This is a genomic window from Enterobacter sp. UPMP2052, assembly GCF_053709675.1.
Genome location: NZ_JBSKJR010000001.1, coordinates 160,420 through 175,084 on the forward strand (window position 1 = coordinate 160,420; position 14,665 = coordinate 175,084).

Here is a 14,665-nt window from a genome sequence, read left to right on the forward strand (position 1 = left end):
AACGGCAGTTTACACTGCCGTTTTTTATGCCTGTTATTCAGCGATGCCCAGTCGCGCAAGAAAACCATGAATGCCTTCCCGAGCCAGCAAAACGTGCAAACGTTCCTGCTCGTCCTGCGTCATATTTTCCAGCGAATCGATTATTTGCGGGAGCAGGCCCGACGTGGGCGGTTGACCGTATAACGTGGGCGCTTCTGCCAGCTGGTACATCGTCTGACGGTTACGCACGGCGGGAAGGCTCATGATATGCCCCTTCACACGTCCATCAATATGTATAAGCCGCGCTCTGCCACCTTTCACACCGTTGATACCTTCCGTTTTCCAGCCTTTCTGGCGTATCCAGCGGTTCACGGTTTGTCTTGCGACCCCCAGGCTATCAGCCAGCTCTTCCGTGGTCATTTTACTGCGTATTCTTTTCATATCAGTTCTGGTCGCGAATCCCTAAACGTTGCAACAATCCGGTAATCCCTTCCCGCAGTAACAGAGATGTCATCTGCTTTTGCTCATCCGGCGTCATTTCATTCGCCAGCGTCAGAAGTAAAGTGCGAAGCGCGCCGTCCTGGCCGCCGCTTTCCGGCATTTCAGCGGTGTCTGGAGCCTTACGTGCGCTGCGGATAAATTCCCGCACTCTCTCATTCACATGTACCAGACGCGCCTTACCGCCCTGAACTCCTGGTTTTGGCGATGTAATCCAACCCTCTTTACGAACCCATTTATTGATGGTCTGGCGGCTATAGCCAGTGAGCAAGGCCAATTCTTCTGGCGTCATTCGTTCCTTGATCATGCAATTTCCTGAGTATTCGTGTGGTTACTTAGTGGTTCATCTTATAGCACCGTTTTACGTGAAAACGTGACAGGCTTAACTACTGGCTGCGAGCAGGCTCGCAAAGTGGTTCATTTGACTGATTTTTCGGCGGTTGAAAGTTAAAGGCTTATTTTGCCGTTGACACTCAGCGGCGGAATTCATATTATGCCGCCCGTCAACATGACAGCTTTACGACGGGGCTATAGCTCAGCTGGGAGAGCGCCTGCATGGCATGCAGGAGGTCAGCGGTTCGATCCCGCTTAGCTCCACCAAACTCTGAACCCAACAGAGTGCGGTAGGTAAAGTAACATGTGGGGCTATAGCTCAGCTGGGAGAGCGCTTGCATGGCATGCAAGAGGTCAGCGGTTCGATCCCGCTTAGCTCCACCAAAATTTGAACCCTCGTCGAAAGACGGGGGTTTTTTTATGCGTCTGTAACAGCTTTACGATCTTTTTGTTGCCAACTTCGCGAATTTCTATACATCAGCTCAATCTATATCAATAAAGTTGGCGCTTTATGGCGTTCAACTTGATTCGTACAATTAATAAACCTATTATCCAGATGGTCAATGAGATGAAATGTAAATAAACAGTCGAAATTAATGAAAAGAAAAACTGACAATAATGTAAAGATAATAATGCTTGCCCTGGCATTGTGTCTGGTTACGGTCCCTTTTTCCCGCTATGTTTCTCCTCGGGCGGTTGTTAACGGTTACGAGGTTTATTTGGCATGGTTGCCGTTGAGCGTAATGCTGGCCGCCGTTTTATTATTTGGCCGACGGGCGGTTATTCCGGTTCTGATAAGTATTATTGTAACAAATATTTATAATCTTCAGCTAACCGCGCTTCAGCACGTTATCTTAGTGTGTTGTCAGACTTTTCCCGTGTTTGCGGCATGCGGCCTGCTTCGGCTGGTGATCGGGCCGCGCTGGCGGCACAGCGTGCCAAATAAATATATTGGCATGCGTATTTTCTGGCTCGGCTTTATGGTGCCCGTCGGGATTAAACTCCTGATGTATCTGGCGGGCTATTTATTTGATTTCCCCGTGGCGGTCTCCACTTTCTTCGGAGAAGGCTCCGCCATTTATAACATCATTGATATTCAAAGCCTGATTTGTGCAGCGCTAATATTTACCATGATGTTCTATTACCCATTAAGAATGATAATGAATCCCGGTTATGCCAGGGTGTTCTGGCGTCGAAGCTTAAAGCCGTTTCTTTTCAATAAAAAGCCGTTATTTATCATCGTCTGGTTAACGCTGTTAGTTCTCTTTATCGCAATTTTATGTGCGCCCTTTGAGTCGCCGATTATTGCCGGCTACCTGATGCCGATCGTCTTTATCCTCTTCACGCTGGGGATAAGCCGTCTGAGCTATGCGCTGATCTCCTTGCTCTGGGCTGTATCAGCCCTGATGCTGCTGACCTACAACTACAACTTTTTGAATGGCGTAGAAACGGGCTACTCGCTCTCCTTTATCTTGTCGGTGCTGATCTCATTTGCTATCTGCCTGCTCTATATGTCGAAGATCTACCGCCGCAGCGAATGGATGAAGCAGGGCTGGCAGGAAAGGGCGCTCACCGATCCGTTGACCGGGTTACCCAACATCCGCGCACTGGAAGACTACCTGCAGGACCACCCCGACGCCAAAGTCTGTTGTCTGCGGATGGACAACCTGGAGTTCCTCAGTCGCCATTACGGCATACTGATGCGGGTACATTGCAAACGATCGGTCACCGCCACCCTTCAGCCTTATTTGCAACAAGAGGAAAAACTTTTTCAGCTACCCGGTAGCGAGCTGGTTGTGGTGTTACTTGGGCCGGAACCGTCCGAGCGGCTCCAGTACATGGTGGATCACCTGAACAGCCGGAAGATTATCTGGAACAAAACGGCGCTGGAAATCGAGTTCGGTGCAGCGTGGGGCGAAGTGGAAGGCGGTGAGCACTTGCACCCTATGCTGGGCCAGCTGAGCTGGCTTGCAGAACAATCCTGCGCCAACCACCGCGTTCTGGGGCTGACCAACAGCCTGGAGACCGTCTCGGGCCAGACAACGGATCGGGTGTTGATGCTGGGCCGCATTAAGCGGGCGCTCGAAGAAGGTGGCCTTCGTCTGTACGCGCAGCCCATCCAGAACGCGCAGGGGAAGGGGTATTACGAGATTTTGACCCGTATAGAGAGCGAGGGCGAAATCATCACACCTGACCGCTTTATCCCGCTTGTTGCCCAGTTTAACCTGAGCCATCGGTTTGATATGAGCGTGGTTGAAAGCCTTCTGGAATGGCTTAAGAACCACCCGGAACCACACGCCGAAACGCGTTTCTCCGTCAACCTGATGCCGCTGACGCTGATGCAAAAAGAGGCGGCGAGCGAGATAATTCAGCTCTTTGAGCGCTATTTTGTCAGCCCAAATGCAGTGGTCATCGAAATAACCGAAGAGCAGGCCTTCTCTAATTCCGGGGCGAGCATTAAAAATATCCAGACGCTTCGGGAGTATGGCTTCCGCATAGCAATCGATGATTTTGGCACGGGATACGCCAACTACGAGCGCCTCAAACGCCTGCAGGCTGACATCATTAAGATTGATGGCTGCTTCGTCAAAGATATCTGTAGTGACAGCATGGACGCGATGATCGTCCAGTCAATATGCAATCTGGCGAAGACGAAATCGCTCTGCGTGGTGGCTGAATATGTAGAGACACCGGAGCAGCGGGAGATGCTGCTGCGCTTCGGGGTGGATTATCTGCAGGGGTATCTCATCGGCAAACCCGCGCCGCTAAGCGAATTGCAGGCATAAAAAAACCGGGAGCCACAAGGCTCCCGGTTTTTATTTCACGGTATGGGTTACAGGACCAGCGCCGCGATAGAGGCGGAGAGCACGCTGACCAGCGTCGAACCGTACACCAGCTTCAGACCAAAGCGAGAAACCACGTTGCCCTGTTCTTCGTTCAGACCTTTAATCGCACCGGCGATAATACCGATGGATGAGAAGTTGGCGAAGGAAACCAGGAACACAGAGAGGATGCCTTCTGCGCGCGGAGAGAGCGTGCTGGCAATTTTCTGCAGATCCATCATTGCAACGAATTCGTTAGACACCAGCTTGGTGGCCATGATACTGCCGACCTGCAGCGCTTCGTGAGCCGGAACACCCATTACCCAGGCAACAGGGTAGAAGATATAGCCCAGAATGCCCTGGAAGGAGATACCGAGCACCGCCGCGAACAGGGCGTTCAGGGCTGAAATCAGGGCGATAAAGCCGATCAGCATTGCCGCAACGATAATCGCAACCTTAAAGCCCGCCAGAATGTATTCACCCAGCATTTCGAAGAAGCTCTGACCTTCATGCAGATTTGCCATCTGCAGGTTCTCTTCGCCCTCTTCAACACGGTACGGGTTGATCAGAGACAGAACGATAAAGGTGCTGAACATGTTCAGAACCAGTGCCGCAACAACGTATTTTGGCTCCAGCATGGTCATGTATGCGCCAACAATCGACATGGAAACGGTAGACATCGCCGTTGCAGCCATGGTGTACATACGATTGCGGGACATTTTGCCGAGGATGTCTTTATACGCGATAAAGTTCTCAGACTGACCGAGGATCAGGGAGCTTACGGCGTTGAAAGATTCCAGTTTGCCCATACCGTTCACTTTTGACAGCACGGTACCGATAGCGCGGATAACAACAGGCAACACGCGGATGTGCTGCAAAATACCAATCAGCGCAGAGATAAAGACGATAGGGCACAGCACTTTCAGGAAGAAGAACGCCAGGCCTTGATCGTTCATATTACCGAAGACGAAATTGGTCCCTTCGTTGGCAAAACCGAGCAGTTTTTCGAACATTTCGGAAAAGCCTTTGACGAAGCCGAGTCCCACGTTGGAGTTCAGGAAGAACCACGCGAGTAAAACTTCAATAACCAGAAGCTGAACAACAAAGCGGATGCGGATTTTTTTGCGGTCATGGCTGACCAGCAACGCAAGCGCAGTAACGACAACGAGTGCCAGGACAAAATGAAGGACGCGGTCCATATTTGCTCCAAATATGAGGCAGGTTTAATTTCCGTGCACATTCTATGTAACAAGCGCAAAGAAAACGAGATCAAGGCCACACTATAGTTACATCCTGTGACGAGTCTCAAAAATAGTGATCAACAATACATTTTTGTTATGTTAGGTAAATGAGTGAAAAGTTAAGTTTGTGTGCTACGCTTCACAAATGACTGCGCATTTTCACAATCTGTGATGTCGCACCACCTGCCCACCTATTGTTCTTAGCTATCAATGAAATCATTTTTAACCACCTAAATGGTCTTGATAATCATTCTCATTTTGATAGCATAAAACATAGCAAAGGCTATATTTCCAGAGGCAGACATGACAAACAGTCGCGTAGAGGGTAGCAGTGGCAGAGCAGCGCGCAAGTTGCGGTTCGCGTTAATGGGACCTGCGTTCATTGCTGCTATTGGCTATATCGATCCGGGTAATTTTGCGACCAACATTCAGGCCGGGGCCAGCTTCGGCTATAAGCTGCTGTGGGTGGTAGTCTGGGCCAACTTCATGGCGATGCTGATCCAGATGCTTTCGGCAAAGCTGGGTATCGCCACAGGTAAAAACCTGGCGGAGCAGATCCGCGACCACTATCCGCGTCCGGCGGTGTGGCTGTACTGGATCCAGGCGGAAATTATCGCCATGGCGACCGATCTCGCCGAATTTATCGGGGCGGCTATCGGCTTCAAGCTGATTTTAGGCGTGTCGCTGCTGCAGGGTGCCGTGCTGACCGGGATTGCGACGTTCCTGATTTTGATGCTGCAGCGTCGCGGGCAAAAACCGCTCGAAAAGGTGATTGGTGGTCTGCTGCTGTTTGTGGCCGCAGCCTATATTGTTGAGCTGGTATTTTCTCAGCCGAATCTGGTGCAGCTCGGTAAAGGGATGGCGATCCCGAGCCTGCCTAATACCGAAGCCGTATTCCTGGCGGCAGGGGTGCTGGGCGCAACCATCATGCCGCACGTTATCTATCTCCACTCTTCATTAACCCAGGATTTGCACGGCGGAACGCGTAAAGACCGTTACTCCGCCACCAAATGGGACGTGGCGATTGCCATGACCATTGCCGGATTTGTGAACCTGGCGATGATGGCAACCGCAGCTGCCGCTTTCCATTTTAATGGCCATACGGGCGTCGCCGATCTTGATCAGGCCTATCTGACTCTCGAACCCTTACTTAGCCACGCCGCGGCGACCATCTTCGGGCTTAGCCTGGTGGCTGCCGGCCTCTCCTCAACCGTGGTGGGTACGCTGGCCGGGCAGGTGGTAATGCAGGGCTTTGTGCGCTTTCATATTCCGCTCTGGGTACGTCGCGCGGTCACAATGCTGCCGTCCTTCATCGTCATTTTGATGGGGCTGGATCCCACCCGTATTCTGGTGATGAGTCAGGTCTTACTGAGTTTTGGTATCGCGCTGGCGCTGGTGCCGCTGCTGATATTTACCAGTGACAAATCGCTGATGGGGGAGTTAGTGAACACCACGCTGGTGAAAAGAGCGGGGTGGGCCATCGTGGTGGTGGTGGTGGTGCTCAACCTGTGGCTGCTGGCAGGAACGGCATTAGGGTTATAAATAAAAAAAAGCAAAAAGAAAAAGGAGCCGCGAGGCTCCTTTGTTCATTAATGATGATGGCCGTGACCATGGCCTCTGCCGTGACCTCTGCCACCGCGATGGTCGTCGCGATCGCGCCAGCCTTCACGGTAGCCGCGTTCATAGGCTTTGCGTTTGTCCCAGCCGCGATGATAGCCATTGTCGTGCTTCCACCAGCGGTTTTTACGCCATTCATAATGGTGGTGCCAGTAATCGCGGTCGCGCCAGCCACCGCCGTCCCAGTAGTTACCGTAATTATCACGATCGCCAATTTGTAATTTTACGGATGGCAACAGGGTGATTTCGCCCGCGTTAGCAACCAGCGGTGCAGCAGCCAGTAAAACGGCAGCCAGAATCAGTGACCTGAACATACTTTTCTCCTTCACGATCGGGGCCTTGTGTGGCCTGTTAACGCAATATTACGAGTTGGTAAAGACTCGTATCATCGCCTCAACTCCGAATTCGTCAACGAGAGCACGAAATGCTAAAAACGGGTTTATTCTGACCCGCTAAGGATCGCGTCAATTTTCGCCAGTTCCTCTGTCGAGAAATGCCGATTCTCGAGCATGCCTGCTGCGTCATCAATTTGCGCCGTTTTACTGGCACCAATCAGCACAGACGTCACGGCATCGTGGCGCAGGATCCAGGCCAGTGCCATCTGCGACAGCTTCTGGTTCCGGCTTTCGGCCAATGCATTCAGCTTGCGGACTTTAACCAGCTTTTCCTCGGTCAACTGATCGGGGTTGAGGAACTTGCTGCCGCTGGCGGCTCGCGAGTCTTCAGGAATGCCGTTCAAATAGCGATTGGTCAGTTGGCCGCCCGCCAGCGGGGAGAAAGGAATACATCCCACGCCTTTCTCGTTCAGTACGTCCAGCAAACCCGCCTCAGGCGCGCGCTCGAACATGGAGTATTTCGGCTGGTGGATGAGACAGGGTGTGCCGAGATCCTCCAGGATCGTTATCGCCTGACGCGCCAGTTCGGCAGGGTAGTTGGATAATCCGACGTACAGCGCTTTGCCCTGACGCACGAGATGGTCGAGCGCTTTCATCGTCTCTGTTAACGGCGTTTCAGGATCCGGACGGTGGTGATAAAAGATGTCGACATACTCCAGCCCCATACGCCTCAGGCTTTGGTCCAGGCTCGAAATCAGGTATTTGCGTGAACCCCAGTCGCCGTAAGGGCCGTCCCACATGGTGTAGCCCGCTTTTGTAGAGATGATCAGTTCATCGCGCCACGGCAGGAAATCCTCCTGCAAAATGCGCCCAAAGTTGCGTTCTGCAGAGCCAGGTGGTGGGCCGTAGTTATTGGCAAGGTCAAAATGCGTAATGCCCAGATCGAAGGCGCGCTGTAAAAGTTGACGGCTGGTTTCGAGTAGCGTGGCGTCACCGAAGTTGTGCCAGAGGCCAAGGGAGATAGCGGGCAGCTTGAGACCACTGCGTCCACAACGGCGATACTGCATTGTCTGATAACGATTTTTGTCCGGCTGATAACCCATTTCATCACCTCAGGCGTTGAAAAGAAAAATGTGTGTATACGTTTACACTAACTCAACGAAAAGGGAAAGAACGCCGTATTTTTTGTAAAGCAATCTTTCCATGGCCTACTTATTGGCGTTTCTGGACAGTCATCGCGCTTCTCTAATACTCAGAGGGAGGTCAACGTCAGAAGGACACCTGTTATGACAACCCCATACTGCGTCGCCGATTACCTGCTGGACCGTCTTACAGATTGTGGTGCCGATCATCTGTTTGGTGTGCCGGGCGACTACAACCTGCAGTTTCTCGATCACGTAATAGACAGCCCGGACATCTGCTGGGTGGGCTGTGCCAACGAGCTGAATGCCTCTTACGCCGCCGACGGCTATGCCCGCTGCAAAGGCTTTGCCGCACTGCTGACGACATTTGGCGTGGGGGAATTAAGCGCCATGAACGGCATCGCGGGCAGCTTTGCCGAACATGTGCCGGTATTGCATATCGTAGGGGCGCCGGGCATGGCGTCACAGCAGCGCGGTGAGTTATTGCACCACACGCTGGGCGACGGGGAGTTTCGCCATTTCTATCACATGAGCGAACCGATCACTGTGGCGCAGGCGATCCTGACCGAACAAAATGCCTGCTATGAAATTGACCGCGTCCTCACGACGATGCTTCGCGAGCGCCGTCCGGGCTATCTGATGTTGCCCGCCGATGTGGCCAAAAAAGCCGCGACGCCACCTGTAAACGCTCTCACGCTGCGCGCTACCGAGGGAGATGATGCGTGCCTGCAGGCGTTTCGCGACGCCGCGCAACAGCGCCTGGCCGCCACCAGGCGCACCGCGCTGCTGGCCGATTTTTTAGTGCTTCGCCACGGGCTAAAACAGGCGCTGCAAAAATGGGTAAACGAGGTGCCGATGGCGCACGCCACCATGCTGATGGGCAAAGGCATTTTCGATGAACGTCAGGCCGGTTTTTACGGTACTTACAGCGGTTCGGCGAGTGCTGCAGCGGTGAAAGAGGCGATTGAGGGGGCCGATACGGTGTTGTGCATCGGGACCCGGTTTACCGACACCCTGACCGCCGGGTTTACCCATCAGCTCACGCCGGCGCAGACGATAGAAGTGCAGCCACATGCTTCACGCGTGGGCGACGTCTGGTATACCGGCATTACCATGCAGCAGGCGATTGAAACCCTGACGCAGCTGTGCAAACAGCATGTGCATCACGCCCGGATCTCCGGTGACGCGCACCGTGATACCCATTCCGTGCAGACAGGCTCGCTCACCCAGGAGAACTTCTGGAGCACGCTGCAAACCTTTATCCGCCCTGGCGATATTATACTTGCCGACCAGGGTACGTCGGCCTTCGGGGCCATCGATCTCCGGCTGCCGGCGGACGTGAACTTTATCGTCCAGCCGCTGTGGGGGTCGATTGGTTATACGCTGGCGGCGGCCTTCGGGGCGCAAACGGCGTGCCCGAACCGCCGGGTGATCGTGCTGACCGGGGACGGCGCAGCGCAGCTGACTATTCAGGAGCTGGGGTCAATGCTGCGTGATAAACAGCATCCCATCGTGCTGGTGCTCAATAACGAAGGATACACGGTGGAGAGGGCGATCCACGGGCCAGAGCAGCGCTATAACGATATCGCGCTGTGGAATTGGACGCAGATCCCGCAGGCGCTCAGCCTGGATCCCCAGGCGGAGTGCTGGCGCGTCAGTGAGGCGGAACAGCTGGCGGAGGTGCTGGACAAAGTGGCGCACCACGAGCGTCTGGCCCTGATTGAGGTGATGCTCCCCAAAGCCGATATCCCGCCGCTGCTGGCCGCCCTTACCAAAGCGCTGGAGGCGCGAAACAGCGCCTGATCACTTATCGTTACGCCAGGCCATCAACATCGGTTTGCCCGCCAGCAGGAGCCAGGCGGGCAACATCACGATGCAGAGCAGCGGAAGTAAGGTGGTGTCCGGCACAACCACGGCGGCCATAAACAGGCTTAGCCAGGCATCACGTGTGACCACCAGCACCAGCCCCAGAATAGAGCAGGAGACGGTAATGGCTGCCGGTACGGCATCCACGTGCTCATGCAACATCAGCCCCAGCGCCACCCCGACAAACACCGCCGGGAAAATACGGCCTCCGCGAAAACCGCATGCTGCTGCCACCACCAGCGCTGCCAGCTTAATCAGCGCGAAAAGCAGGTAATCCGAGACGCTAAATACCTGACTAAACGCCAGCTGCTGCATCTCGTCCAGCCCTTTAAACAGGGTTACCGGCCCGCCGATTGCCCCTAAAACCCCCAGAATGAGACCGCCGACGCCCAGAATCAAAACCGGATGCTTAAGTTTGTGCATCAGACGATGCAGGCGCGGCAGACACCACACCGCGACCATGCCCAGCGCAATGGCGATAGCAACCACGATTGCGCCGCTGAAGATATCGGCAAGCTGCATTTGGCCATAGTGAGGCAGCGAAAGGGAAAAATGGGGATGGAAAAACAGGCTGGTGGTGAGAGCGCCCGCTGCGGCGGCCATCAGCGGTGCAAACAGCTTATCCCACAGCGGAACATCGTTATTGCTGCTGAGCGTCTGAGAGAAGATCAGCGCGGCGGCAACGGGGGTGCCAAACAGCGCGCCGATGGTGCCTGCGGAGGCCAGGATCGTCCAGTCCAGGGCATCAACGCGCGGAAAAATACGCGACCCGAGAAACACCGCCAGAGCGATATTCACCGCCATGATCGGGTGTTCCGGGCCGAGGCTCACGCCTCCCGCCAGGCCCAGGATCAGCGCGATGATGAGCCCCGGCAGGGCCGACGGGTTAACCGGTGCCCCGATCAGCGGTTCCAGCGCCGGATCCGGCCCGGCGTGGCCTGGGCTAAAGCGGATCACCAGCCCCACGGCAATACCGGTAAGCGTCAGCATGGCGATAATCCACGCCGGGGAATCAATGTTCATCCCCAGGCTGGTCGGCAACGCTGTCCACAGCATCGTCTGCAGTACCGCGGCGACTTTCATGACGACGATAAGCACCAGGCTTGACGCTATGCCAATAATCAGCGCCGGGATGGCCAATAACAGCATGGTTCTGGCTCGCGGGTGGAGCATGATAATTTCCTTGTACAAAACGGCCTAACGTGACTTTGCGTATTCAGCATTGTGGCAATAGTGTAAAAGGTGCTGAAACGGTAAAGTTATTCTGTGACGAAGATCGATTATCCTGGGGCATTCATCTTCTGGTCGTTGTTGTTATGACGCCTTGAATTTACAGTGTCCCAAAGATTTATTCTGACTTTAGCGGAGCAGTAGAAGAATGACAAAGTATGCTTTAGTGGGTGATGTGGGCGGCACCAACGCACGGCTGGCATTGTGCGATATCAATACCGGTGAAATAACGCAAGCGAAAACCTATTCAGGGCTGGATTATCCAAGCCTGGAAGCCGTTGTGCGCGTCTACCTGGACGAGCATAACGTTCAGGTTAAAGATGGCTGCATTGCCATTGCCTGCCCGATTACCGGTGACTGGGTGGCGATGACCAACCACACGTGGGCATTCTCTATTGCCGAAATGCAAAAAAACCTCGGTTTTGCACATCTGGAAATCATCAATGACTTCACCGCCGTGTCCATGGCGATCCCGATGCTGAAGCCAGACCACCTGATACAGTTTGGCGGCACCGCGCCCGTTGAAGGCAAACCAATCGCCGTTTACGGGGCGGGCACCGGGCTGGGGGTGGCTCACCTGGTGCATGTGGATAAACGTTGGGTCAGCCTGCCGGGCGAAGGCGGTCACGTGGATTTCGCGCCTAACAGTGAAGAAGAGGGAATTATCCTTGAAGAGCTGCGGGCGGAAATTGGGCACGTCTCTGCAGAGCGCGTGCTCTCCGGGCCGGGCCTCGTGAATTTGTACCGTGCGATTGTGAAATCCGACGGTCGGCTGCCGGAAAACCTTAAACCGAAAGATGTCACTGAACGCGCGTTAGCAGACAGCTGCACCGACTGTCGTCGCGCGCTGTCGCTGTTCTGCGTGATCATGGGACGGTTCGGCGGAAACCTGGCGCTGAATCTCAACACCTTCGGCGGCGTTTATATCGCGGGCGGGATCGTCCCGCGCTTCCTCGACTTCTTTAAAGCGTCCGGTTTCCGTGGCGGGTTTGAAGATAAAGGACGTTTCAGAAGCTACATTCAGGACATTCCGGTTTACCTGATTGTGCACGATAACCCGGGTCTGCTCGGCTCTGGCGCGCATTTGCGTCAGGTACTCGGTCAGATCCTCTGACATGTTAAGCCCTCTTCACCCGAAGAGGGCTTTTTCGTTACAGATGCATTAACTGGCGAAACTCTTTTACCCTGCTGCGGCTTACCGGCACCTGAAAATCCAGATCCCTCAGGCGCAAAATATAGGTGTTGTTGAACCAAGGTTCGATCTCGCGGATCTTACTTAAATTCACGCAAAACGACCGGTGGCAGCGGAAGAAGTGCGACGCAGGCAGTTTGCTGCAAAACTCGGTGATATTCATCGCCATCACGTACGATTCGCGCCGCGTATAAACAAACGTCATTTTCTCATGCGCTTCGGCGTAATAAATATCATTGATGGGGGTTACGATGATCCGCTCATCCTTGACCAGGTTAATGGTGTCATTTTCGCGCGCGGCAGGGCTGGCGCTGACCGGCGCGGCCTGCTGCTGTTGCCAGGCCGATTCCAGCTTTTGCAGCATGCTCACAATCCGTGATTCCTGATACGGCTTAAGGATGTAGTCAAAAGCCTCAAGTTCAAAGGCTTCAACCGCATGCTCTTTCCACGCGGTGACAAACACGATAAACGGCTTATGGGCGAACTGATTGATGTTTTGCGCCAGCAGTACGCCGTCCAGGGAGGGAATGTTGATATCAAGAAACAGGGCGTCGACGCGGTTGTGCTGCAGGAATTTCAGCACGTCCAGGCCATCGTCAAACGTTCCCACGATCTCCATCTGGCTGTGGGTTTTAATCAGCCAGCTCAGCTCCTGCTGAGCCAGAATTTCATCTTCCACGATGATGACTTTCATGTATTACTCCGGCCTATGGCAGCAGTGAAGAGGGCGCATGAACGGCCGAGCGTTCATTCGGGACGTAAAAGGCGATTTCAGTGCCTGGCTCCAGGCGGCGGATATGCAAGCCATCGCCATACAGCAGCTTGACGCGGTGATGCACGTTCAGTAACCCGATTTTGTTCCCCGGCATTTCATTGGACTCCACGCGCTCAATCACCTGCGCATCAATGCCGTGGCCGGTATCACGCACCGCAATGCGTACCCGATTGCCGCTTTCCGTCACGCTGATGGTCACCACCCCTTTGCCTTTACAGGGCTGAATACCGTGAACGATCGCGTTTTCGACCAGCGGCTGGATAAGCAGGCTCGGGATCACGCAGTTCACCTCTTCATCAATATCGTAAATGACCGTGAGTTTGTCACCAAAGCGCGCCTGCTCGATCGCGATATAGTCTTTAATCTGATACAGCTCTTTTTTGATGTCGATCTGCTCGTCGTCTTTCAGCTCAATGTTGTAGCGAAGATAGCGCGACAGATTGAAGATCAGCTGACGCGCGGTGTCCGGATTAAGCCGAATGGAAGAGGAGATGGCATTCAGGGCGTTAAACAGGAAATGGGGATTTATTTTACTTTGCAGCGCGCGAAGCTCTGCCTTATTTGCCATCTCACGAAGCTGCTCCGCGCGGGAAACTTCGAGCTGCGTGGAGATAATCTGCGACAGCCCGATAGCCATCTCCTGGAGGTAGGAGGTTATCTGGTGGGCGTGGCAGTAATAAATTTTCAGCGTACCGGTGACCACCCCTTTTTCCCAAAGCGGGATCACCAGCATGGAGTGAATTTCGGGCGTCCTATGGGCCTCATCATTGTTTTTAATAATGATTTTCCCGTAGTTGATCGCTTTTCTCGTGGTCGGGCTAATGGTGTCGTCATTGTCACGATAGTTATCTTCACCCACGCCAACGTAGGCCAGCACGCGGTCGATGTTGGTGATGGCGACGGCATCGGCGTGTATATCACGCCGAATGATATCGCATACCTGGCGTAACGATTCGGCGTTTACATGGCGGAACAGCGGCAGCGTTTTGTTGGCAATATCCAGCGCAAGCTTGGCCTGACGGGCCGCGAGCGCCTCTTTTTCCCCTTCGACACTTTGTACCAGCAGCACGATAAAGCCGATGCAGACGCTACCGAGAATCATCGGAATACCGATTTTTGACACAATATCGAGACCCAGCGCCACGGTCGGTGCCCAGGCGACAACCAGGATCATCGTCAGGGTTTCGCACACCATGCCCGCGATGATCCCAACGCGCCAGTGCTGTTTTTTCGGCACGCGTCGGTTAATCAGGCCTGACAATATCCCGGCAATAATGCTGGTAATAAAGCAGGGAACGGCCGTCACGCCACCGATATCAATCAGGTAGCGGTGCGTGCCTGCAATGATGCCGGTAATCACGCCTACCCATGGGCCGAACAGGATCCCGCCCGACATCACGGCGATGATTCGCACGTTGACCAATGATCCCTCTACCGGGACGCCGGACCAGGTGCTGAACAGGGCGAACATCGAGAAAATAGCCGTAACGCCCAGCAGCTCCTTAGGCGAGTGTGCAGACTTGTGCAAAAGCTCGCGAAACAGGCGAATGCGAATGAGAAAGAACAGGCAGATCAGCATTAATGCCGCGCGGTCAAAAACCGCCAGGAGCATGTTGAATATTTCGTGCACGGGTT

General features: G+C 54.0%; 12 protein-coding genes and 2 tRNA genes. 6 read left to right on the top strand and 8 right to left on the bottom strand.

The annotated features are described in order from the left end of the window. Nucleotides 1–33 precede the first annotated feature (33 nt). Both ACWKX3_RS00745 and ACWKX3_RS00750 read right to left on the bottom strand, forming a co-directional pair. Nucleotides 34–420 carry a YfeC-like transcriptional regulator gene (locus ACWKX3_RS00745; protein ID WP_006176591.1) on the bottom strand — a complete coding sequence of 129 codons (387 nt, stop codon included), beginning with the start codon at nt 418–420 and terminating at the stop codon, nt 34–36. 1 nt (nt 421) lies between these two features. Then, nucleotides 422–784: a YfeC-like transcriptional regulator gene (locus ACWKX3_RS00750; protein ID WP_006176590.1), complete on the bottom strand. Its 363-nt coding sequence runs from the start codon at nt 782–784 to the stop codon at nt 422–424. 217 nt (nt 785–1,001) lie between these two features. Here ACWKX3_RS00750 and ACWKX3_RS00755 point away from each other — a divergent pair. From ACWKX3_RS00755 to ACWKX3_RS00765, 3 genes are all read left to right on the top strand, one after another. Then, nucleotides 1,002–1,077, top strand: a tRNA-Ala gene (locus tag ACWKX3_RS00755). Between the two features lie 41 nt (nt 1,078–1,118). Further along, a tRNA-Ala gene (locus ACWKX3_RS00760) sits at nt 1,119–1,194 on the top strand. Nucleotides 1,195–1,406: 212 nt separating this feature from the next. After that, nucleotides 1,407–3,596, top strand: coding sequence for an EAL domain-containing protein (locus ACWKX3_RS00765; RefSeq protein WP_454541125.1), 2,190 nt, complete (start codon nt 1,407–1,409; stop codon nt 3,594–3,596). 47 nt (nt 3,597–3,643) lie between these two features. Here the strand turns inward: ACWKX3_RS00765 and ACWKX3_RS00770 are convergent, their stop codons facing one another. Beyond that, nucleotides 3,644–4,831: a NupC/NupG family nucleoside CNT transporter gene (locus ACWKX3_RS00770; protein WP_006176588.1), complete on the bottom strand. Its 1,188-nt coding sequence runs from the start codon at nt 4,829–4,831 to the stop codon at nt 3,644–3,646. A 345-nt stretch (nt 4,832–5,176) separates the two neighbouring features. Here ACWKX3_RS00770 and ACWKX3_RS00775 point away from each other — a divergent pair, with 345 nt between their 5' ends. Continuing rightward, complete coding sequence (locus tag ACWKX3_RS00775; protein ID WP_102890405.1) at nt 5,177–6,415, top strand: Nramp family divalent metal transporter; 1,239 nt, start codon at nt 5,177–5,179, stop codon at nt 6,413–6,415. A 47-nt stretch (nt 6,416–6,462) separates the two neighbouring features. On the opposite strand, the gene ypeC is transcribed toward ACWKX3_RS00775, so the two are convergent. Together ypeC and mgrA are read right to left on the bottom strand one after the other, a co-directional pair. Next, entirely contained in the window at nt 6,463–6,804 is a 342-nt protein-coding gene (gene ypeC / locus ACWKX3_RS00780; RefSeq protein WP_058610265.1) for a DUF2502 domain-containing protein YpeC, read from the bottom strand. Nucleotides 6,805–6,929: 125 nt separating this feature from the next. Then, nucleotides 6,930–7,928: an L-glyceraldehyde 3-phosphate reductase gene (gene mgrA, locus ACWKX3_RS00785; RefSeq protein WP_454541126.1), complete on the bottom strand. Its 999-nt coding sequence runs from the start codon at nt 7,926–7,928 to the stop codon at nt 6,930–6,932. Between the two features lie 183 nt (nt 7,929–8,111). Here mgrA and ipdC point away from each other — a divergent pair, with 183 nt between their 5' ends. Then, the gene (gene ipdC / locus ACWKX3_RS00790; protein ID WP_454541127.1) at nt 8,112–9,770 is read left to right on the top strand and encodes an indolepyruvate decarboxylase; all 1,659 of its coding nucleotides are present in this window, start codon (nt 8,112–8,114) and stop codon (nt 9,768–9,770) included. On the opposite strand, the gene ACWKX3_RS00795 is transcribed toward ipdC, so the two are convergent. After that, nucleotides 9,771–11,006, bottom strand: coding sequence for an ion channel protein (locus ACWKX3_RS00795; protein ID WP_042320362.1), 1,236 nt, complete (start codon nt 11,004–11,006; stop codon nt 9,771–9,773). It abuts the gene before it with no gap. A gap of 205 nt (nt 11,007–11,211) precedes the next feature. Between ACWKX3_RS00795 and glk the strand changes: the two genes are divergently transcribed. Further along, complete coding sequence (gene glk / locus ACWKX3_RS00800) at nt 11,212–12,177, top strand: glucokinase (protein ID WP_137849455.1); 966 nt, start codon at nt 11,212–11,214, stop codon at nt 12,175–12,177. A 37-nt stretch (nt 12,178–12,214) separates the two neighbouring features. Here the strand turns inward: glk and ACWKX3_RS00805 are convergent, their stop codons facing one another. Next, entirely contained in the window at nt 12,215–12,949 is a 735-nt protein-coding gene (locus tag ACWKX3_RS00805) for a LytR/AlgR family response regulator transcription factor (RefSeq protein WP_454541128.1), read from the bottom strand. Nucleotides 12,950–12,962: 13 nt separating this feature from the next. After that, on the bottom strand, nt 12,963–14,660 hold the full coding sequence (locus tag ACWKX3_RS00810) for a sensor histidine kinase (protein ID WP_042320358.1): 1,698 nt from the start codon (nt 14,658–14,660) through the stop codon (nt 12,963–12,965). Between the last annotated feature and the right edge of the window lie 5 nt (nt 14,661–14,665).